The 21,078-nt window shown below is 58.3% G+C and carries 20 protein-coding genes; 11 read left to right on the top strand and 9 right to left on the bottom strand.

The annotated features are described in order from the left end of the window. Positions 1-156 precede the first annotated feature (156 nt). The gene (locus ACID345_RS10015) at positions 157-843 is read right to left on the bottom strand and encodes an ArsR/SmtB family transcription factor (protein WP_011522751.1); all 687 of its coding nucleotides are present in this window, start codon (positions 841-843) and stop codon (positions 157-159) included. A gap of 38 nt (positions 844-881) precedes the next feature. Here ACID345_RS10015 and ACID345_RS10010 point away from each other — a divergent pair, with 38 nt between their 5' ends. Together ACID345_RS10010 and ACID345_RS10005 are read left to right on the top strand one after the other, a co-directional pair. Continuing rightward, positions 882-1,697 (top strand): hypothetical protein, encoded by an 816-nt coding sequence (locus ACID345_RS10010; protein WP_041855592.1) that lies wholly within the window; start codon positions 882-884, stop codon positions 1,695-1,697. Positions 1,698-1,796: 99 nt separating this feature from the next. Beyond that, a complete protein-coding gene (locus ACID345_RS10005; protein WP_011522749.1) occupies positions 1,797-2,279 on the top strand; it encodes an OsmC family protein in 483 nt (160 codons plus the stop codon). A gap of 44 nt (positions 2,280-2,323) precedes the next feature. On the opposite strand, the gene ACID345_RS10000 is transcribed toward ACID345_RS10005, so the two are convergent. Further along, a complete protein-coding gene (locus ACID345_RS10000) occupies positions 2,324-3,379 on the bottom strand; it encodes an NAD(P)-dependent alcohol dehydrogenase (protein ID WP_011522748.1) in 1,056 nt (351 codons plus the stop codon). A 132-nt stretch (positions 3,380-3,511) separates the two neighbouring features. On the opposite strand from ACID345_RS10000, the gene ACID345_RS09995 reads away from it, so the two are divergent. Continuing rightward, entirely contained in the window at positions 3,512-4,441 is a 930-nt protein-coding gene (locus ACID345_RS09995; RefSeq protein WP_148210070.1) for a LysR family transcriptional regulator, read from the top strand. Between the two features lie 98 nt (positions 4,442-4,539). After that, positions 4,540-5,097, top strand: coding sequence for a pyruvoyl-dependent arginine decarboxylase (locus ACID345_RS09990; RefSeq protein ID WP_011522746.1), 558 nt, complete (start codon positions 4,540-4,542; stop codon positions 5,095-5,097). Positions 5,098-5,159: 62 nt separating this feature from the next. On the opposite strand, the gene ACID345_RS25375 is transcribed toward ACID345_RS09990, so the two are convergent. Both ACID345_RS25375 and ACID345_RS09980 read right to left on the bottom strand, forming a co-directional pair. Continuing rightward, positions 5,160-5,915: a CPBP family intramembrane glutamic endopeptidase gene (locus ACID345_RS25375; protein ID WP_011522745.1), complete on the bottom strand. Its 756-nt coding sequence runs from the start codon at positions 5,913-5,915 to the stop codon at positions 5,160-5,162. A gap of 114 nt (positions 5,916-6,029) precedes the next feature. Continuing rightward, on the bottom strand, positions 6,030-7,103 hold the full coding sequence (locus ACID345_RS09980) for a deoxyhypusine synthase family protein (RefSeq protein WP_011522744.1): 1,074 nt from the start codon (positions 7,101-7,103) through the stop codon (positions 6,030-6,032). 273 nt (positions 7,104-7,376) lie between these two features. On the opposite strand from ACID345_RS09980, the gene ACID345_RS09975 reads away from it, so the two are divergent. Genes ACID345_RS09975 through ACID345_RS09965 form a run of 3 tightly spaced genes read left to right on the top strand, consistent with a single transcriptional unit; the run spans position 7,377 to position 10,054 of the window. Further along, the gene (locus ACID345_RS09975; protein ID WP_011522743.1) at positions 7,377-8,288 is read left to right on the top strand and encodes a carbon-nitrogen hydrolase; all 912 of its coding nucleotides are present in this window, start codon (positions 7,377-7,379) and stop codon (positions 8,286-8,288) included. Positions 8,289-8,300: 12 nt separating this feature from the next. Next, complete coding sequence (locus ACID345_RS09970) at positions 8,301-8,957, top strand: hypothetical protein (RefSeq protein WP_011522742.1); 657 nt, start codon at positions 8,301-8,303, stop codon at positions 8,955-8,957. Then, a complete protein-coding gene (locus ACID345_RS09965; RefSeq protein ID WP_011522741.1) occupies positions 8,957-10,054 on the top strand; it encodes an agmatine deiminase family protein in 1,098 nt (365 codons plus the stop codon). Before ACID345_RS09970 ends, ACID345_RS09965 begins: the two co-directional genes overlap by 1 nt. A gap of 6 nt (positions 10,055-10,060) precedes the next feature. Here the strand turns inward: ACID345_RS09965 and ACID345_RS09960 are convergent, their stop codons facing one another. Next, the gene (locus ACID345_RS09960) at positions 10,061-10,660 is read right to left on the bottom strand and encodes a DUF1287 domain-containing protein (RefSeq protein WP_011522740.1); all 600 of its coding nucleotides are present in this window, start codon (positions 10,658-10,660) and stop codon (positions 10,061-10,063) included. Between the two features lie 85 nt (positions 10,661-10,745). Then, the gene (locus ACID345_RS09955; RefSeq protein WP_011522739.1) at positions 10,746-12,449 is read right to left on the bottom strand and encodes a polynucleotide adenylyltransferase; all 1,704 of its coding nucleotides are present in this window, start codon (positions 12,447-12,449) and stop codon (positions 10,746-10,748) included. A gap of 310 nt (positions 12,450-12,759) precedes the next feature. Here ACID345_RS09955 and ACID345_RS09950 point away from each other — a divergent pair, with 310 nt between their 5' ends. From ACID345_RS09950 to ACID345_RS09935, 4 genes are all read left to right on the top strand, one after another. Continuing rightward, complete coding sequence (locus ACID345_RS09950; protein WP_011522738.1) at positions 12,760-13,227, top strand: DUF6982 domain-containing protein; 468 nt, start codon at positions 12,760-12,762, stop codon at positions 13,225-13,227. A 355-nt stretch (positions 13,228-13,582) separates the two neighbouring features. Continuing rightward, positions 13,583-13,990 (top strand): hypothetical protein, encoded by a 408-nt coding sequence (locus ACID345_RS09945; RefSeq protein ID WP_041855591.1) that lies wholly within the window; start codon positions 13,583-13,585, stop codon positions 13,988-13,990. Between the two features lie 88 nt (positions 13,991-14,078). After that, positions 14,079-15,092: a UDP-3-O-(3-hydroxymyristoyl)glucosamine N-acyltransferase gene (gene lpxD / locus ACID345_RS09940; RefSeq protein WP_011522737.1), complete on the top strand. Its 1,014-nt coding sequence runs from the start codon at positions 14,079-14,081 to the stop codon at positions 15,090-15,092. Between the two features lie 70 nt (positions 15,093-15,162). Continuing rightward, positions 15,163-15,960, top strand: a complete 798-nt coding sequence (locus ACID345_RS09935) for a response regulator (RefSeq protein ID WP_011522736.1) — start codon at positions 15,163-15,165, stop codon at positions 15,958-15,960. Positions 15,961-15,978: 18 nt separating this feature from the next. On the opposite strand, the gene ACID345_RS09930 is transcribed toward ACID345_RS09935, so the two are convergent. The 3 genes from ACID345_RS09930 to ACID345_RS09920 all read right to left on the bottom strand — a co-directional run bounded on the left by ACID345_RS09930 (position 15,979) and on the right by ACID345_RS09920 (position 21,068). Then, positions 15,979-18,396: an ABC transporter permease gene (locus ACID345_RS09930; RefSeq protein WP_011522735.1), complete on the bottom strand. Its 2,418-nt coding sequence runs from the start codon at positions 18,394-18,396 to the stop codon at positions 15,979-15,981. Between the two features lie 63 nt (positions 18,397-18,459). Continuing rightward, positions 18,460-20,607 carry a xanthine dehydrogenase family protein molybdopterin-binding subunit gene (locus ACID345_RS09925; RefSeq protein ID WP_011522734.1) on the bottom strand — a complete coding sequence of 716 codons (2,148 nt, stop codon included), beginning with the start codon at positions 20,605-20,607 and terminating at the stop codon, positions 18,460-18,462. After that, positions 20,604-21,068 (bottom strand): (2Fe-2S)-binding protein, encoded by a 465-nt coding sequence (locus ACID345_RS09920; protein WP_011522733.1) that lies wholly within the window; start codon positions 21,066-21,068, stop codon positions 20,604-20,606. Before ACID345_RS09920 ends, ACID345_RS09925 begins: the two co-directional genes overlap by 4 nt. Between the last annotated feature and the right edge of the window lie 10 nt (positions 21,069-21,078).

The raw sequence follows: 21,078 nt of genomic DNA, 5'->3' as shown, positions 1-21,078 counted from the left end.
GCAGATATCACATGCGGAAGTGACTACGGGAGTGCCGACCGGGGCCGACGGCCAAGCCTGCTGCCTCAAGCGCCCTGGGCGAACCTTCTAAAGTATCACCCTGCGCGGTAGGCATCAATGCCTGCAGCTGCCTGAATATATTGACAGTTATCGATATCAAGCGACTTCAAGACCGAAGGCTTTTCGGAACTCCGAACGGCCATGGCGCGTGACCTCCAGCGCCCGGCCATCCGGCTCGCGCTGCACCCATTTCTTTTTCTCAACTAGTTCCAATACCGCCGCTCCGAGCGCGCCTGCAAGGTGCGGACGCCGCTCGCTCCAATCCACGCATGCGTAAGCAAAGCGCCGCCGTCGAGCGCAAACAGATTCCAGGTCCATGCCAAATTTCTTGAGGGATTCGCGACCTTCCGTAGTGAGTTCGTAATCGCGCTGGCCCCGCAGCCAACCCAGCCTATGGAACTGGTCGTGGAGCGCGACCCCAAGCGCTCCGGCAATGTGGTCGTAACAGGTGCGCGCCGCCCGTAACCCGACTGGCGTATTCGGCGCAAACTGCGGACGCGGCCCACTGATGACGTTCAGCGCTTCGAGCGCCGCCGCAACCTCTGTTCCATACAAGCTGAAGTACCGGTGCTTCCCCTGCGCTTGCATCTTTACCAGTTCGTGTTCCACCAAGCGCTTAAGGTGTACGCTCGCGGTCGATGGGCTGACTTCCGCGAGCACCGCCAGTTCTGTGCTGGTACGAGCACGGCCATCAATCAACGAGTACAACATGCGCGCGCGGGCCGGTTCGCCGATGGTGGCGGCCACCGCTGCGGCCCGAAGGTCTGAGTTCCTCGCATCCATATCCAAATAGTATCCGAGTCTTCGACATCCATACTTCGATGGCGACCGAAGTGTGGATTGCTAAGCGCCAGCACACTTGTTCCATGGAAGACAAAATTCTTCGACACGGCGCCTATCTATTTCTCCGCTTGCATGTATCGAAACGAGCGATTGCGATTCCGCAACTTGCTCAACGTTATGGTCTAACGAATGAATTCGAGGCCGACGGCAGACACCCCGACCGTGCGATCGCATTCCTGCGCAAGGTGGAGGCGATGGCCGGAAATATCGATGATCGAAGCCTCTCCCACGCCGACGCCGTAGTTCATGTTGCTGCAGAATGCGCAGACATTGTCCGGGCATTCTGCGTCGAAGCATCGGAAATGTTCGGTCCCAACGTTCGCATACGCAGTGGCGTGGTCCGGCCCACCCTCTACACTGGCGGGGCTATGCAACAATTCGCATACGAAAATCAGGTACGACAGCAATCAGGAAACACGATGCCCCATGTCTTCCTGGTGCCAATGTGCAAAACATCGGAATGGTGGGCCAAGGACTGGATGGAGCGTCACACCTATTTCCTTCCGCGCTATAACTGGCGCGGTGCCAAGCTTAAGGATGGCCACGCCCTTGCGGCTGCTCCCGGCATCCCGCACCTTTACCGGCGCACCTATAAACACCAGGTCATGCCCGCACCGCAGGGTGAATACGACTTCCTCAATTACTTCGAGTGCGCGGACTCCGGAGTTCCCATTTTTCACGAAGTTTGTGCCGCCCTGCGCGATCAGCGTCGTAACCCCGAGTGGCATTTCGTGCGCGAAGGCCCAACCTGGCGCGGTCACCGAGCCTCCACCTGGGCTGAGTTGTTCGATTGAAGCAGCACCCAGTTTAAATATCGAGTTGCTTTGCAGCGACTAGGATCATCCACTCATTCTAGGAGTCGAGGAACTCGTGAAGGTCGTAAGGAGTCAGTCGTGAAGGAACATACCTACGAAGTCAGCATGAAGTGGACGGGGAACGATGGTCACGGCACCAGCGATTACAAGGCCTACCGCCGCGACCACATCCACTCCGCTGCCGGTAAGCCGGACATTCCCGGCTCCAGCGACCCACACTTTCGCGGCGACGCCTCGCGCTATAACCCGGAGGAGTTGCTGGTGTCTTCGCTGTCGTCCTGTCACCTGCTCTGGTACTTGCATCTCTGCGCGGTAAATGGCGTCGTGGTGGTGGGGTATGAGGACAACGCTACCGGCGTAATGCAAGAAAACGCCGACGGCTCCGGCCAATTCCTGGGAGTTGACCTCTGCCCAAAGGTAAAAATCACTGCCGGCTCAGATCCCGGGAAAGCTGCGGCGCTTCACGATGAAGCCCATCACCTCTGCTTCATCGCGCGTTCCGTGAAGTTCCCTGTTCACTGCCACGCGATCATTGAAGTTGTAAACGCTGTCGCGCAATAGAAAAGGCGCGGCTCCGTGCCGCGCCCGTCATTCTTCTGCATCGATTACTTTAACGACGCCATATCAATCACAAACCGATACCGAACATCGCTCTTCAATACGCGCTCATACGCCTCGTTGACCTTCTGAATTGGCGTCATCTCGATATCGCTAACGATGCCATGCTCGGCGCAGAAATCCAGCATCTCCTGCGTTTCTTTCAATCCGCCGATGAGCGAACCCGCCAGCGTTTTGCGTCCGAAGAGCAGGCTGAAGCCCAGGATCGACATGGGCTTCGGAGGAGCGCCTACTAGTGTCAATACGCCATTCCGCTTGAGAAGACCAATCTCCGCCTGAACGTCGTGCTCTGCGGAAACGGTATCGAGGATGAAATCGAACGTCCCCATCTGCTTCTTCATTGCATCCGGGTCTTTCGATAGCACCACTTCGTCGGCACCAAGTCTCTTCGCCTCGGCTTCCTTGCTCGGCGATGTCGTGAACTGCACCACGTGCGCGCCAAAAGCATGAGCGAATTTCAGACCCATGTGCCCGAGGCCGCCAAGACCCACGACACCGACTTTCATTCCCTTGCCTACTTTCCAGTACCGCAGCGGCGAGTAGGTCGTGATCCCGGCACAGAGCAGCGGTGCAGCGCCCGCAGGATCCAGCTTCGGCGAAATCTTCAGAACAAAATGTTCGGTCACCACGATGCTGTTCGCGTAGCCACCATACGTCGGCTTTCCCGGATTGCCTTTGTCGGGCCCGTTGTAAGTGAATACGCTGTGCGGACAGAATTGCTCTTCGTCAGCCTGGCAGTTGGGGCAGGTCCGGTCGGAATCGACCAGGCAGCCAACGCCAACGCTGTCGCCTTCCTTGAACTTCTTCACATCCTTGCCGACCTTGGTCACCCGGCCCACAATTTCATGTCCGGGGACACATGGATACGTCGTCTGCATCACTGAGCTCCACTCATTGCGAACCGTGTGAATGTCGGAGTGGCAGATGCCGCAGTAGAGGATCTCGATCACGACATCGGTAGGGCCGGGATCGCGGCGTTCAAAGGTGAAAGGAGACAACGGTGATGTGGCGGAAGGGGCAGCATATCCTCTTGCAGGAATCATCTTGGACTTCTCCCTGGAAAATTACGGAACATTGCTCAACAGAACACTGCAGCACTCCACTAGATTAGTACGCGGGGGCGGAATGCAGAAGGGGGCAACACTTTCTCCCAATTTGGAGTGCCTGCGGAATCGGTGACTCGCGGTATCATTCCCACGTCCATGGATTTCGACCAGCTCGAGACATTTCTGGCCGTTGCGCGATTAAGCAGCTTCTCGCGTGCGGCTGAACAACGTTTCCGCACCCAGCCAGCCATTTCGGCGCAGATCCGCGCCATGGAAGAAGAAGTCGGCGCCAAGTTGCTCGACCGTTCGGGCGGCCGTGTCTCCGTGACCGCCGCTGGCAAGCACTTCCTCAAGTATGTCGAAGAAGCGCTCGAGGCCCGCAAGAACGTTCTCTCCGCGCTGAAAGAGATGGACGAAGTGCCACGCGGCGAAGTCGTGGTGGCCGCCAATGAAGCGACTTGCCTGCATGTCCTCCCGGAAGTTTTCGCGCAATACAAGAAGCAATACCCGCGCGTAGGCGTCAATATTCGCCGTTCCGAGCATGCCAAGATCCTCGATGCGGTGAACTTCAACGCCGTCGATTTTGGCGTCGTTTCGCTGCCTGTTTCCGATAAGCGACTCTCCGTAGTGCCCATTCACCGCGAAGAGTTGGTCATTATGACGCCGCCCGGCCATCCGCTCTCGAAGCGCAAATCCGCACTCATCGCCGACGCAGCGCAATATCCCCTGCTCCTCCCCAAACTCGGCCGCACCCGCGACAGCCTGGAGAGCGTCTTCGAAGAACGCCATCTTGAAGTCAACGTCTCTATGGAACTCGACTCCGTCGAACTGATGAAGCGCTTCGTCGCAGCGAACCTCGGTATTGGTTTTATTGCGAAGTCGAACATCGTGGAGGACGTGAAGGCCGGCGTGCTCTGCGAAATCGCCATCGCCGACGCCCACATCCGTCGCGAACTGGCGCTCGTCTACCGCAAAGACAAAGTCCTGAGCCGTGCTGCGCAGGCCTTCATCGATATCGCAGTCAAGCTGAAATCTCCCGCTTTCGAGCGTGCGAAGTAGCAATCCGAACTTTTTTATCGAATTTTTTTGTCAAATGACGCACGGCGATATTCACTGTGTTATTTTTTTGTTTCAATCAAACTTCTGGAGGTAGAAATTTGGGCAAAGACATGGTTCCCAAACGGATTTTCCTCACCAAGGGTGTAGGGAAACATAAGGAGCGGCTCACCAGCTTTGAGCTCGCATTGCGTGACGCCGGCATCGCGGCGCAAAACCTCGTTCGGGTATCGTCGATCTTTCCGCCCAACTGCAAATTGATCTCGCGCAAGGAAGGCCTGAAGTATCTCAGCCCCGGCGAGGTCGTTTTTGCCGTTGTGGCCGAGAACTCCACTCGCGAGCCGCACCGCCTTGTCGCTTCGAGCATCGGCCTGGCGCAACCGGCAGATCACAGCACCTACGGCTATCTCAGCGAACACCACTCTTTTGGCGAAACCGACGACATCGCCGGCGACTACGCTGAGGAACTTGCCGCCGAAATGCTCGCCACCACGCTGGATGTCGAGTTCGACCCCGACAAGAGCTGGGACGAGAAGAAGGAAGTCTATCGTCTCTCGAACAAGATCGTGCGCACCATGAACACCACGCAATCGGCGGTTGGCGACAAGAAGGCCTTGTGGACCACCACGATCGCAGCTGCGATTCTGATTTTCGAATAGTTAGATAAGTATCGAAGTGATGAAAGGCGCGAGAGATCGCGCCTCTTTTCTTGTCTTGCCAATTACCGATGTAGCCGATGCCAGTAGATCAGGCCTGCGACCAGGTCCTGCAAAGTATGAGCGACAATTACCGGGAAGATGTTCCGCGTTTTGGCATAGTAAAGAGAATAGGCAAAGAAGATCAGTCCCACACTGAAAGCGTTGTACCAACCTTGATACAGATGGTAGCTTGCCTGCACGATCGTGCTCAGCACTACGGCCAGCCACGCAGAGCCGGTAAGGGCAGTAAGTTCTGTCATGAAGTAAGCCCGCGCGATTAGCTCTTCATACCAGGCATTCACGAGCAAATAAATCACCAAAATCCCCGGGCTTGCGATGGTAAAGAGCCCGCTCATGTCGCGATGCGCGAAGCCTATGCCTGCCAAAGACTTAATGACGGGACTTATCGAGATGCGGACAACAACATTCAGCAGATAGGCCCAGAGTAAGACGAGCAGGCCAACTCCAACACCGCGAACCGCAAAGTGCAATCCGATCGACTGAAACCCCCGGCCGCTACGGTGCAGAACATAGCCGAGCAGACATAACCCACCTGCCTGATGTAGCCACCCCAACACATAGCGAGCGCTTGAAACTCCCTCTATCGGCTTGCCCACGTGCAGAGTGAATACGCTGCTAACGATGGATGGCAAAATGGTAACGAGCAGTACGAGGCCAAGTTCAAGCCAACGCACCTTGGAATGAGCGGCGGCCCCTGGTGCCTCGGTCTGACTGGCTTCTGCGGGTTGGGATGTAAACCCAAACGTCGAGGTCGACATGCTCTGTATGCTGCCGAAGTCTCCGCCGGATGTCTATCAATATCGCGACGTTTGAATCGGTGAACAAAACGGCTGACATATTTGCCAGGCGTCGTCATTCTGTGTCGGACTTCCCTACTTGTTCTTTTTCAGCCTCTCCAGCACCGCGCCCACAATCATCGGCAGCCCTACGGTGGCATCCACGAACACTTCGCCGAACTTGCCACCCTCCGCTGGAGGCACGAACTTGCCCCACGAAATCGCCTCGCTGTATGGCGAGCCCGACAAACCGCCCCAGTGCACCGGCTCTGGACAAATGCGGAGTCCGTAGTGGTAGCGCTTCAACGGCAGGTCTTCCCCACCGCGACGATGCCGCAGCTCGATGAACGGCCCGAACTGCTGCGACCAATTACGCGGCACGCCGCCGCCGATGGTGAAAATTCCCAGCCGCACCTGCTTCAATAGGTTCTCAGCGAAGTATTCGAGATCGAGGAACGGGTTGAAGTCGATCGTCTTCCGCCCTTCTTTAATGCGCTTGCGGTTGTGCAGAGCAACGTCCAATCCCATCTCTGAGTCCGTAAACGCAGGCACGAACACTGGCACATTCTTCTCGAACGCCGACTTCAGGATCCCGCGCCCTGCCACGTGCTCGTGCAGGTAGCGCCCGATCTCGCGGTTCAGTTTGTACGAACACATCACCTCGTCGGCGTCCCACTTCTCGAGAATCTTCGCGACGATACCTTCGACGAAGTTCAAGTTCGTCTCCGGCTCCAGCGTGTCGTACACGCGGTTGTACCCAGCTTCGTAAAGCTCGACGTCGTTCATCTTCTCGTCGTACACGAAGTGCGACTTGCCCGCAGCTTCCACCAGGCCGTGCGCCATCAGCGCGCCGGTAGAAACGATCGTCTTCACGATCCCCGCATCCACCAGGTCGGCGACGATCAATCCCTGCTTCGCCACGGTCATCGCGCCGGCCAGCGTCATCACGACAAACGCCTCTTTGTCGCGCGCCATCGCCTCGAGTACATCGGCGGCGAGACCAAGTTGGCGTCCCGTAAACGCCGTCTTCGCCATCGCGCGCACCATGTCGTCGACAGTGTGGATCTTCGAAAGGTCGAGCGGCTCAAGTGCAACCAGCTTGTCGGAAATCGGATCGTGCAGTTCGCGCTCGATACCAGCGCCTTCATCGTGATGGTTATGCTCAGACACTTTTCACCTCGGAATTCTATTGCTCGCTGCTCAGGAAGGAATGCGAGTGGAATCAGAACGTTTCAAGTTAATTTCTTCGACGGAGAACGTCAAATGCAACTTCTTTAACCACGGAGTGCACGAAGGTTCACGAAGCGATTTGGTGGGCTGGCTTCGCATCTTCAGCCACTCTACATTCATCAAATTTTTTAAAAAAACCCTCGTGCGCCTTTGTGCCCTTCGTGGTTAAAGATTTGGTTTTGTTATGCTACAGAATTGCGGTGGAGGAATCGCGTGCCTGCTGAGAAGTTCACCATCGGTTTGATCCAGATGTCCTGCGGCCCCGTGCCCGAAGAAAATATGGCCAAAGCCCTCGACCGCGTACGCGACGCCGCGAAGCAGGGCGCGACCGTCATCTGTCTGCCCGAACTTTTCCAGACGCAATATTTCTGTCAGCGCGAAGACACCGCGCTCTTCGAACTCGCCGAATCCATCCCCGGCCCGGCGACGAAGAAAATGGGCGATCTCGCGCGCGAACTCGGCGTTGTCGTCGTCGCTTCCCTCTTCGAGCGTCGCGCCCCCGGTCTATACCACAACACCGCCGCCATTCTCGACGAGGCCGGCGCGCTCAAAGGCATCTACCGAAAGATGCACATCCCCGACGATCCGCTCTATTACGAGAAGTATTACTTCACGCCGGGCGATCTTGGGTTCAAGACTTTTGAAACCAAGTTCGGACCCATCGGCACGCTCGTCTGTTGGGACCAGTGGTATCCGGAAGGCGCGCGCCTCACCGCGCTCCAGGGCGCGCAGGTGCTCTTCTATCCCACGGCGATTGGCTGGCACCCGGCGGAGAAAGCCGAGTTCGGCGAGTCGCAGCACGATGCCTGGCGTACCATCCAGCGCTCGCATGCAATCGCCAACGGCGTGTATGTTGGCGTGGTCAATCGCGTCGGCAAAGAATATGGCGACATACGGGGCAATCGCGCTGAGGGTGCGGGCCTCGAATTCTGGGGCGGGTCGTTCATCGCCGATCCGTTCGGCCAGGTCATAGCCGAGGCCTCGCACGATAAAGAAGAAATCCTCCTCGCCGACATCGACGTCAAGCGCATGGAAGATGTCCGCCGCAACTGGCCATTCTTGCGCGACCGCCGCATCGACTCCTACGGCAAAATTACCCATCGCTTCGACGACGAGAACCGCTAAGGAGAGTGGATAATGGCGTCGCTTAGCCAACTTCTATTCGAGCGGATGCGAGATGCGATCCAAGCTTGGCCAGAACAGATAGCGGCAGACATCTATGCAGTCTCCGCGCGCGTTCATGATGATCAAGACGATCCGCGAAAACCCACGCTGACCTTCGAATACAACACTCTTCAGTACTGGAAGGCCATTCCGATCGGTATCGATAAATCCGGAACTCCCAGCGAACGGATTAGAGTGATGGTGAAGAACGTGAAGGCTGGCGGACGACTCTCCGCATCATCGTCTGAGGAAGCTGCCTGGAACTACGCATTCTGGCCTAAGTCTCGACGCGTGATCTTCGGAGATTCTTCTGATTCCGACTTCATACGACGTTGGATTGACGAAGCTGGGCTGTCCTACACCAGGGCCGACGAGGACAACGATTTTGAGCGCACAATCGCTCTCGGAGAGCAGATCAACCGCCTGTTCATGGCTCAAGTGATTGCAGCCGTACAACAGTTGCATGCCTCCCCTGTGCTCGTGAGCAAAATAGGCAAACCTGTTCCGGTGATCATCCACGACTTGGAGTACTACGATGCAGTTCTATACCAGACGAAGCAGGCAAATCCACCTGGTTTAGCCGACGACTTTTGCGCATGGGTCAATACGCTTGGGAAGAAGTTAATTTAATGAAATGGAAGAATGTCGCGCCCACCCCCGGTTCTCCTGCCGCTCTCGGTTACCGCATGCCTGCCGAGTGGGAGTCCCATTACGCGACGTGGATCGCCTGGCCGCACAACCGCAGCGACTGGCCGGGGAAATTCGAACCCATCGAGTGGGTGATGGCCGAGATCGTCCGCCACCTCGCACACGACGAGCGCGTGAACATCCTCGTCAACCACGAAGCCGGCGAGGAGCGTGCCCGCAAGTTCCTCACCCGCGCGCAGGTTATCGCTGAAGGCTCCGACGGCAGCATCCAATTCCATCACTACCCCACCAATCGCATCTGGACCCGCGACTATGGCCCAATCTTCGTGAAAGCCGGCAAGAAACTCGCCGCCATGGATTGGCGTTTCAACTCCTGGGCGAAATACAACGACTGGCGGCGCGATGACGCTATCCCGCAGCAGATCCTCACCGAATTGAATGTAGAGAACTGGCAGCCGACGACCGAAGTCAACGGCAAGGCCAAGCGCGTCGTCCTCGAAGGCGGCAGTATCGACGTCAACGGCGCCGGCGCCATTCTCACCACTGAAGAATGCCTGCTGAGTGATGTTCAGGCGCGCAATCCGGATCTCTCGCGCAATGAACTCGAACAGGTATTCGCCGATTATCTCGGCTGCACCAAAACTCTATGGCTCAACAAGGGCATTGCCGGCGACGACACCCACGGCCACGTGGACGACCTCGCCCGCTTCGTGGATAAGCACACCATCGTCGTTGCCTGCGAGAACCACCGCGACGACGAGAACCATGCGCCGCTGCTGGAAAACTACAAGCGCCTGCAACACATGACCGACCAGGATGGTCGCCCGTTAAAGATTGCCAAACTGCCAATGCCGGATCCGGTTTGGTTCGAAGGGCGACGTCTCCCGGCCAGCTACGCAAACTTCTACATCGCCAACAAACGCGTGCTGGTACCGGTGTTTAATTCGGTCAATGATCTTCCCGCGCTAACCACGATTCAGCAGTTGTTCCCCTCACGCCGCGTTGTTCCGATCTATTGCGGCGATTTCATCTGGGGTCTCGGCGCCATCCACTGCATGACGCAGCAGCAGCCGGCATAGTGGGCTTCACTGGGTTGTCTGCGACGTTCCCCAATACCGGTAGTGCCCAATGATCTTCCAGTCAAAGAGCACATCCTCGATCTGCGGCCCTTCACCGATGTTGTGCAGGACTTTGTAGCGCCCGAACAAGCTCTTCTGATCAACGACCATCCCAATGTGCGTGTGCTTGCCATCGAGGTTCCACGCCACAATGTCGCCCGGCAGATATTCCGCTGTGCGCGCGGTACTCAGACGTTCGCCGAACTTCGAGTAGAACACCATCAGGTTTGGCACGCGGCGGTGATCGATGTTCGTGTCGGTCCGTCTGCCGTGCATCGGGTAGTCGGCGAGGTGCTTCGCCATGTCCTCGTGCACCTGTTTTTGTAGATCAATTCCGACTGCGCGATAGATGCGAATGATCTCGTCGGTACAAGCGCCGGTATCGGCCGGAACATCTCCGTTGGGATAGTCAATCTTCACGTACTCGCCGGTGTAGCGCACGTGCACTTGCGCACGCGCCGAGGCCGCCGCAACAAGCTTCTTCGTGAGCAGATCCCGATCAACCGGCGCCTGCGCGCAAGCGAGCATCGAGACCGCGACCACGAGCAATGCAGTCCAACGCCTCAAATTGCAAATCCTCCCGCCAATCTATAGACACCGCAAACGACGAAAGGCGTGCTCGTAAGCACGCCTTTTTTCGCTTGTCGCTACGTTACTTCTTTTTCTTCGCTGGAGCCTTCGTCACTTTCTTCGCCGGCGCTGCTTTCTTAGGGGCCGGCTTCGAAACAGGCTTCTTCGGTGCTACCTTCACTGCCTTCTTTGGCGGTTCGGGCTTGGCCGTTTTCTTTGGCTCGGGCGCAGGGGCCTTTTTGGCCTCTGGCGCTTTCTTCACTTCCGGAGCCGCTTTGGCTGGCGCACTTTTTACTGGACCTGGCGCCGTTGCTTTTGCCGGAACTGCCGCAGGCGGAACCGGAGCTGCCGGTGGCGCTGTGGCAACTGGCGGGGCTCCCGCCTTCGGCTTTCGTCCACGTTTGGCCGGTTCGCCTGGCGCACCCGCAGCGGCAACCGGAGTCTTCGCTGCGGCGGCCAATGCCCCCTTGCGTCCGCGCTTTGCCGGGGGCGGAGGCGGTGGGGGTGGCGGTGGTGGCGCGTACGGCTTCAGGAACTTGATGATGTCATTGTGCGAACGAAGTTTGCCGTCCAATAGCATCAGGAACGCTTCATCCGCAATCTTCGGATAGTCGGGCAGCTGCGGCGTGATCAGCAGTTCCGCCATTTCGGGGAACGGCAGCTTCTCGCGTACCTGGCGCCACTTGCCGAAGAAGTTCTTGATCTTGTCTTGTACCGACGCATTGCGCCCAATAATTGCAAGGAAGAGCAACGCCTCTGGCGACGCCGAACTCAACAGCTTCCAGGTGCCGGAAACGGTGTTCGCTTCCTTCCCCGATAACCGCTTCGCCAAATCTTTGGCGCCATCGTCCAGGTGCTTCCACGAGTGCACGAAGTCCCGACGCGGAATCTGCTTCTGGATGTCAGCAATGTCCTTGTCGCCGAGTTTCCTGGTCATGAAATACATGACCGCCGGCGATGCATCCACGTTGATGCCGAAGTCCAGCATCTGCTGGCGCACCTTCAGCAACTGCGTCAGTTCCGGAGACTCCAGCTTGGCCACTGTCCAATGCGGATGCAGTACCTTCAGCCAGCCTTCCTTCTCCATCGCGCGCACAATCTCAATCGGATTGTCCTCGCGCGCGACCTGCTCCAACTCATAGCCAACCGCGTCTTTGTTGATGTACTCGATGTAGCTGTTCTCTTTGGCCGCGTCGTACCGTGCCTGGGTCCGCTCTTCCAACGGCCAGTGGAACCGCGCAGCGAAACGCACGGCACGCAGAAGCCGCGATGGCTCTTCGTAGAACGCGTAGTTGTGGAGGATCCGCAGGACTTTGAGTTCGATGTCCGCGACGCCGTTGAACGGATCGGCGAGCAAGCCCTTCGACCCCGGGTTCAGCGAGAGCGCCATCGCGTTGACGGTAAAGTCACGGCGGCGGAGGTCTTCGTTAATCGTGGCAGGCTCAACCTTGGGCGGCTTGCCTGGCTTCTCGTAGGTAGCCGACCGCGACATACTGACTTCCACGCGGACATTTCCTGGCAGCAGCAGGTGGAGGGTCTTGCTGTCCTCCTCGGTGCCATGCACCGCAGCGCCAGCTTTCTCTAAATCTTTCTGTAACTTAAAGGGGTTTCCCTGGACCGTCAGGTCGATATCGCGGATGGGGAAACCGGTGAGGAGGTCTCGGAGCGCCCCGCCCGTCAGGTAAATATTCATGTCGTGGGCGCGCGCGACGTCGGTTATCAGGTTCACAGCCTTCTGCTGATCAGGCGAGAACCGGGTTTCCATTGCGTAAATGTAATCAGCCATTGATCTTACGTCCCCTGCCGGGCGGTACACTCACGCCTCGTTATTCGGTGCCGTGCACAGTACGACACTCGGTTCCGTCGGGGAATTTCCCTTTTATTGGCTCCCTGGGGAGCTCGGTCTGCCTATCTAAGTGGTTGAAACTGCACTACTTGGTAAAAATGCACCGAAGACGCGGCAACAGCGTCACGATACCACAGCGTTAACGATTTGGCTACAAAGTTGATTTGATAGGAGATAAGGCGCGCAAAAGGTGCGAAAATCGAACCGGCGGAGTACCGCAATCTATTGGGGTGCCCGGCATCGCAGCACTATGGCCTCCACGCACAAAAAAGTCATCGTCCGGAAGCTGGATCGCGACAGCCTTAGCGGCTTCGTCGGCACCCACTTCATTGCCGACGGCAAAGTCGAGCTTCTGAACACGGCCGGCAACGTGGTGATGATCGAACTCCGCGACATCAAGGGCGTCTACTTCGTCCGCGACTTCAGCGACTCCGAAGATCTAACCCGCAAAACGTTCACGACCCGTCCGCGCGCCGAGGGCCTTTGGGTCCGCCTCAAATTCCGCGACAACGACGTGATCGAAGGTCTGATGCCCAACGACCTCATGCAGGTCACCGCCGACGGCTTCCTCATAAACCCACCCGACACCCGCTCCAACACCCAGCGCATCTTCGTCCCCCGCTCCGCGCTGACCGAGATGTCCGTCCTCGGCGTAATCGGGGAAAAAGTGCGGCGCAAGCCGGACGCAACCGCGCAAGAACCGCTTTTTACGGAATAGCTGCCAGGGGATCTCCTCGGTCTATATCCCTATAACCAAGTAGTACCCCCTCCCCCAAGCGAAATTGCAAAATCTTCAAAACGCGGGACTTAGCTAACGCATGATCCGCAAAATATTCAAGATAAACGGGTTAGAGGCAAAATATTCAAAACATTGAACTTGCGAGTTGGTCTGTAAGTTGTGAAAGAGCTGCTTACCGCAGGGAGCCACTGCCCCACATGCGCAAACTTACCTGTGTCTTGTCACGATGTCTGTCCCACTTATCGGAACTGAAAGGAACGAACGTGGGAGACGACCGGGACCTGCTGCGAGTCCAGAAAGTCTTCCATTTCCGGTTGTAGGTGAATCGGCAATAATGTCGCCGGACATGTTCGACTACGAGCCGCCCAAAGCAAAACGCCGGCCCAACTACACTCTTCACCTCATCATCGTGGTGATCGTCTTTTCCGTGTCCTTATTCTCCCTGTTCTTGGGGAAAGAAAACTTGGGACTGACGACCTCCATTATCTTGGGAAGTGTCGCGCTCGCGGTCGGATCTCGGTGGGAGTTGCGGAAGCACCTCTGGTTTTGGGTCTTGGTCGTTCTGTTACTAGCGCTACACATCCCGCTCTTTTCCATGATCCCCTTACCGCGGAGCCGGGGAAATATCGGATTGCTTGGATTGGGGGATTTCCTATTCTTCTTCATCGCGATCTGGGTTGCCGACGCCATCGCGGAGCGCTTCTTTCCACCCTCGGCATCGTCCGGCTACTACGAAAACTAGAACGCGAACTTGAGCCACACTCTATTCACCTCTGCCCCTCTGTGTCTCTGCGGTGAATACGATTTCCCTCCGCAAGTAGAATCATTCTATGAAGCTCTCCGAGATCGCCCGCCGCCTCGGCTGCACCCTCGACAACTGTCCCGACCCTGACGCGGTTGAGATCACCGCCGTCACCGGCATCGAAGCAGCCGGGCCCACAGATATCACCTTCGTCTCGAACCCGCGCTACGCTGCGGCCGCGAAGACAACGCACGCCGGCGCGATCATCGTCTCCGACGACTTCACCGCCGGTCGCGCGCCGCTCGTCCGCAGCAAGAATCCGTACCTCACGTTCGCGAAGGCGATCGAGCTCTTCTACCAAGCGCCAAAGTACGCTCCGGGCATTCACCCCACCGCGGTCATCTCTCCCACGGCGAAGGTGGGCGCGAACGCTTCGATTGGCCCTTACGTGGTGATTGAGGACAACGTTGCCATCGGCGCGAATTGCGTTCTTCGCGCGCACGTCGTCATCTACGAAGGCGTGACTATTGGCGACAATTTCTTCGCGCACGCGCACGCGGTTGTCCGCGAGCACTGCCGCATTGGCAACAACGTCATCCTGCAGAACGGCGTGGTAATTGGCGCCGACGGCTACGGCTTCGCCCGCGACACCGACGGCTGGTACAAGATCGCCCAATCTGGCACTACCATCCTCGACGACAACGTTGAAGTACAAGCCAACTCCACCGTCGACCGGGCCTCAATCGGCGAGACTCACATCTATGCCGACGCCAAGATCGACAACCTCGTAATGATCGGCCACGGCAGCTCCGTCGGCGAACATTCCCTGCTCTGCTCACAGGTTGGACTCGCCGGTTCCAGCCACGTCGGCAAAAACGTAATTCTTGCGGGTCAAGTCGGGGTCGCCGGACATCTACACATTGGTGACGGGGTAATCGCGGCCGGCCAAACCGGTGTGCAGAACGACATCGAGCCCGGCAAACGCATTGGCGGCTCGCCGTCATACGACCACAAGCAGTGGATCCGTTCCTGGCAAATCCAGACGAGATTGCCGGAAATTGTGAAGGAACTGCGAAATCTTGCATCCAAGAAAAGTGAGTAGCTGCCAGAAAAGACGTTGAGTGGTTGCGCTGCTTGCCGTACAGTTTTTGATTCGCTCGGCCCTGTCCCCCATGACCGAACCCACGTCGTCCAATACCGTTGTCTCGATCACGTCTGGCCCCAAGCCGATCCGCGTGCTGCTGCTCGACGATAGCGAAGAAAACCTCGTCCTTCGTGCTGCGATACTTCGCCAGAAGGGCTACGAAGTCGTCACCTCGGCCTCGATCGAAGAAGCCGAAGCCAAGCTCGATCAAATCGACATCGCCGTCCTCGACTACCACCTCGGCCATGGCAAGTTCGGCACCGAAGTCGCCGACTCGTTGCGCAGGAAGCGCCCACAAGTTCCGATCATCATCCTCTCCGCCACCCTCGAGCGCCGTTTCGGCGGCGTCGCCGACATGCATCTGCTCAAGGGTTACAGTTCCGTCGACGACCTCGTGAACGCCCTGCGTTCCTTTGAAGCCAAGCGTCGCGGCAAACCCGTGGTTGTGGACGCCCGCGACTTCTTCTATTCGCGCATTGCGATGGCGATGGGTGAAGACGTCGTCCTTGAGATCATGGACCGCGACGGCAATTGGCAATACGTGAACGATTACGCCGCTTCCGTTCTCGACAAGAAACGCTCCTGGTTTCCCGGCCAGAACTTGTTCGACACCTATCCGCAAATCAGTGACGAATGGCGCGAGATCATCCGCCAGGTCGCTGACACCCGCGAGACCTACATCGACCGGCGTGGCATTCGTGGCGCATCGCACCTCCCCGTCAAAAGCGCCTACTGGCAGTGGAACGTGCTGGTCTTCCCGATCAAGCTCAGCGACGACCGCGACGGCGTCGTGATGACCGCAAGGCTCATCCAGCAGAAGAGGTAGACGAGCAGCACTGCTCTCTCAGTTCGCCGAGCGAATCGCAATGATTGGATCGATGGTTGCTGCGCGTTTGGCTGCACCGTAACTTGCTACCACCGCCACGGTCACGAATAGCAGCGCCGCCGTCACATACGTCAGAACATCGGTTCCCTTCACCTCGAAGAGCATGTCCGTCAGCAAGCGGTTGAGGAACATCGCCGCACCGACGCCAGCGACCGAACCGGCAACGGTCAGGAAGAGAGTTTGCCGCAAGATGAGCGCGAGCACATCCACTCGATTGGCACCCAATGCGCGTCGAATGCCGATCTCCCGCTCCCGCTGCTCCACCGCATACGCCGTAAAGCCATACAAGCCCACGACGGCAATCACCATGGCGACGCAGGCAAATATCGCGAGCAGCCGCATCATGGTCCGCAACTGCCCTTCTGATTCGTCGATCACCGCGCCCATGGTGGCAACGTCACTCACTGCTTGATCAGGGTCAACCTGCAGGATCTGCGCGCGAATTGCGCCGGTCATCGCGAGAGGATCGCTGGCGGTACGCACGACGAACGTCGCCGGCACCGGCGGCTGCTGCGCCAAAGCGGTGTACATCTCCGGTCCAACATCCGTATCCAGGCCTGCCTGGTGGACGTCGCCGCAAATACCGACAATCTCGAACCGCTCCTGCTTGGTGCCCAATACGAGATGCTGTCCGATGGGGTCTGGCCCCGCGGGATACTGCGGCCAGAATTGCTTCGCCAGTGCCACGCTGATGAGCGCAATCGGTGGCGCGTCCTGCCGGTCGTGGTTACCGATATCGCGCCCGCGGAGGAGCGGAATACTCATGGTTGATAAATAGCCAGGAGTCACACTCTGCAACGCTGCAAGCGGCCGCTGGTTGAGCGGCAAGAACTCTCGTTCCGCCACCTGGATGGGCGACATCGCAAAACCGGCCATCGGGACCGTACGCGTGACCGCAGCTCCCTGCACGCCTGGCAGCGCTTGCACCCGACGTACGATCTCCTCGTAAAACGACACTTGTTTCGCCGCGGTATCGTAGCGCTGCGGTGAGAGCGCCAAACTCATCGTCACCACCCGCGCGCTTTCAAATCCCGGATCCACGCGGTATACATTCGCCAGACTGCGGATCAACAGCACGGTGCCGATCAGCAGTACGACCGAGATTCCAACCTGGCTTAACACGAAAACGCTGCGAAGGCTGAGGCGCAGAAAACGACGGCGTCCGTCTGACGCGATGCCGGCTTCGCCGCTGGCCCGCAGCACACGATTGAGATCGGTGCGCGATGCGCTCAGCGACGGCATCAGGCCGAATATCAACCCCGTGACGAGCGAGAGGAACAGCGCAAAACCCAGCACGGAGAAATCGATCTGAATTTCGCCCGAGCGTGGCAGATCCATTCCCGGCAGCTGCTTGAGGAATGCCACGCCGATCCATGCCAGCAGAAGACCTAAGGCACCGCCGACAAACGAATACAGCAGGCTCTCAGTAAGCAGTTGCGCGACGATCCTCGCGCGGCTGGCGCCGATCGCTGCACGCACCGCAAATTCGTGAGACCGAGCCGATGCTCTTACCAGCAACAGACTGGCAACGTTGGAACACACCAGCAATAGCACGAGCGTCACGGCGCCAAGGAGCATCCACAGCTTGCCTGCGATGTCGCTCACGAGCAGGTCTTTCATCTGCTCCCAGTGCACCGGGGTGTCGGGCTTCGCGTCGAGCATGCCGGGATGTGCCTGGATGTAATTCTTTTGCAGGACCTGCAATTCCGCATCGGCGGTGGCAAGGTCCACTCCCGGCTTGAGGCGCGCGAAAAGGTTCAGGGTCGGACTATTGCGCTGCATCACCCGTGGAATGCGCAGCCACTGCTCCGGATGCGTGACCCAAATGTCGGTCTTCTCGATCGGGAATTGAAAACGCGGTGGAAGCACTCCGATGACAACGTAGGTCGAGCCGTCGAGCGCGATGGTTTGTCCGAGGATATGTCTGTCATCGTGAAAGACGCGATGCCAGAGTTCGGCGCTGATCATCGCAGCGTTCGGGCCGCCTTCTCGGTCTTCGGAGTCGAAGAAGCTTCGTCCCAGCATTGGCGAAACCCCAACCACTCCAAGCCAATTTGCCGAGACGCGCGCCGCCTTCAAGACCTGCGGCTCGCCGTAACCGGTAAGCGACAACTCGTCCTGCCCTCCGGCATATGCACCGAGCGAATCCAAAGTCCTGGCACCCGCTGCGAACTCCTCGTATCGCATCGGGGTTGCGCCATGGCGGAGGGCCACTAGGCGAGACGGATCCCTGTAGGCAAGCGGCTTCAGCAATACCGCATGAACGATCGTGAAGATCGCGGTTACACCGCCAACTCCGAGCGCAACGGTAAGAATGACGGCCAGCGAAAAAGCCGGCCTTCGAATAGCTTGACGTAGCGCGTAACGGAAGTTCATCGCGAGACCCCTGAGGGCGGCATTTTATTCGAAATCAATCCTTGGGTCGCGGAACTCGCCCCATCAGGACTTGAACGGCCATGCTTCAACGCCCGGTATCTCGCGCTCCGGACACATCGGCAGGTGGCGCAGTCTAACGCCGGTCGCAGCGAAAATGGCATTGCCAATTGCCGGTGCGAGCACGTTGTTCCCTGTCTCACCGGCGCCGGCCGATGGCAGGTCCTTGCGATCGAGCAAAACGATTTCGATTTTTGGGGCATCGCTGAAACGTGGCAGCCGGTACTGCGCGAAGTGCGGGTTCTCAATCTTGCTGTTCGAGAACAGAATCGCCTCGAAGAGTGCCCAACCGATCGCCTGCACGATCGCGCCTTCGATCTGGTTGCGCAGGCCGTTGGGATTGATCACCGCACCGCTCTCCCACGCCTGCACCACGCGACGGACTTTCACTTTCTTAGTCTTCGGATCGATGGCGACTTCAGCACATGCGGCGGTGTAGCCACCTTTGTCAGTGCCGCACGCGAAGCCTTGACCGAGTTCCGGCGTTGATCTGCGGTTTGCCCAACCGAATTTTTCGGCGGCGGCGTTACTCACCGCGATGAGGCGCTCGTTCTTCAGGTTCTTGAGGCGGAAGGCGAGCGGATCCATTTTCAACTCGTGGGCGAGTTCGTCCATCACGGATTCGCGCGCGAAATTGTTGCCCGGGGCGGCGAGCCCCCGATACGAACCTTGGCGGAGCGGCGACTTCACCGGATGAAAAACGATGGACTTATCGCGGGACTCATAGGGTGTTCCGATGGCGGCGGGGCCGGAATTGTAGTTGTGGTGCTCCCAGTAAGCGAGCGTGCCGTCGTTGAGCGCAGAGCCGCGAATCTCGATGGCGCCGGCAGGGCGGAAGTAGGCCCAGCAGAATTCTTCTTCGCGCGTCCAGACGACACGCACCGGCTTTCCCGCTGCTCTGGCGAGACGCGCGGCTTCGATAGCAGCATCGCCGGTGTGCTTTCCACCGTAGCCGGATCCCATGTCGGGCTGGATGACGCGAACGTTCGACGGCGAAATGTGGAATGCCTCGACGAGTTCATCCTTCACGCCGAAGGGACGTTGGGTTCCTGTCCACACCGTGAGCTTGTCACCGTTCCACTCGGCGACGGCAGCGCGCGGCTCTAGCGGCGCGTGCGCGATGTACTGCAGCGTATAGCGTCGCGCCATGTTGACGTTGGCGGTCACCTTGTCGAGAGGTTTGCCTTCAGCCTCGGGATCGCCATCAAGATTGGTCTTGAGATATTCGAAAATGTTCGCGTTCGATGGCCCTTGCGGTTCGTTCCACTTCGCGGTGAGCGCCTTAAGACCTTGCTCAGCGGTGTGCGCATCGGGCGCAACCACGCCGACGAAATCACCATCGCGAACGACTTTAACGCCGGAAATTTTCTCGGCAGCTGTGGTATTCACCGAGGCGAGCGTGGCTTTGTAGGCGGAGGGACGGAGGACTTTGCCGAACATCATGCCGGGGCGCTGGATGTCAGACGGGTATTTGTGCGCGCCGGTGACGAAGTCGCGGCCGTTGACCTTAATCTCCGGCTTGCCGGCGACGTGCCAATAAATGGCGGGCGTCAGGTCCGGATCGCCCTCAACTGTCCGCGAGATTTGCTGGCCTCGCGTGAGTTCACCGTAGGTGAGTGTTTCCTTGGTTCTCGGATTGGTGATCTTGCCGTCGAGGGTGCTAAGGGTGAAGTCCCCGGAGAGGCCCCATCTTTGCGCGGCGAGGTCGATGAGGGCTGCACTCGCGGCGGCGGCCATGGTGCGGAGTTGCGGACCCATGGTCGGCGTAGAGCGACTGCCGAATGTTCCGGCGTCCCAGGGAACGAGGTCGGTGTCGCCCATGATCATCGCGATCGAGTCGACTGGAACGTGTAGTTCTTCCGCAACTTGTTGGGCAAGCGACGTACGAATATTTTGTCCGCACTCGATCTTGCCGGTATTGACCGTCACCTTTCCATCGGCATCGATATGCAGCCACGCCGAAACTTCCTTCGGCAGCTCATGACCGCCCCCGCGACGCCCCGACTCTTGCGCGACTCCCGGAACGCGCGAGAGGCAAATCAACATCCCACCGCCGAAGACACGCAAAAAATCGCGCCGGTCGAGTTCGAACCAGTGCAGCTTGTCGTTGACGTCGTGCTGCTTGAGTTCCAGTTCGAGCGCGTCGCTTGTCATCGCGCACCTCCCGCGGCCCGCTGGATCGCCGCAATGATGCGCGGATACGTTCCGCAGCGGCAGACATTCCCTTCCATATGGCGGATGATTTCTTCTTCGCTGGGCTTCGCGTTTATGGCCAGAAGTGCAGTTGCAGCCATCACCATGCCGCTTGTGCAGTAAGCGCACTGGAAGGCTTCCTCGTCGACGAACGCTTGCTGAACTTTCGTCAATTTCCCATCAGCGGCTAGACCTTCGACGGTAACAATCTTCTTCCCTACCGCGGCCGAGACCGGTGTGAGACACGAGCGCATGGCGCGGCCATTGATGAGCACAGTACAAGCGCCGCATTGGCCTTCGCCACATCCGTACTTGGTGCCGGTGAGATCGAGACGGTTGCGGAGGACGGAGAGCAGCGGCTCGTCATTCGGGGACGAGACCTTCAGGTCCTTCCCATTGATATTCAACGTGAGGTCAGGCATGAGATACCTC

The sequence above is a fragment of the Candidatus Koribacter versatilis Ellin345 genome (assembly GCF_000014005.1).
GTDB lineage: Bacteria > Acidobacteriota > Terriglobia > Terriglobales > Acidobacteriaceae > Korobacter > Korobacter versatilis_A.
The sequence above is the reverse complement of the archived record's forward strand: the minus strand, read 5'-3'. Positions and strand labels throughout refer to the sequence as shown.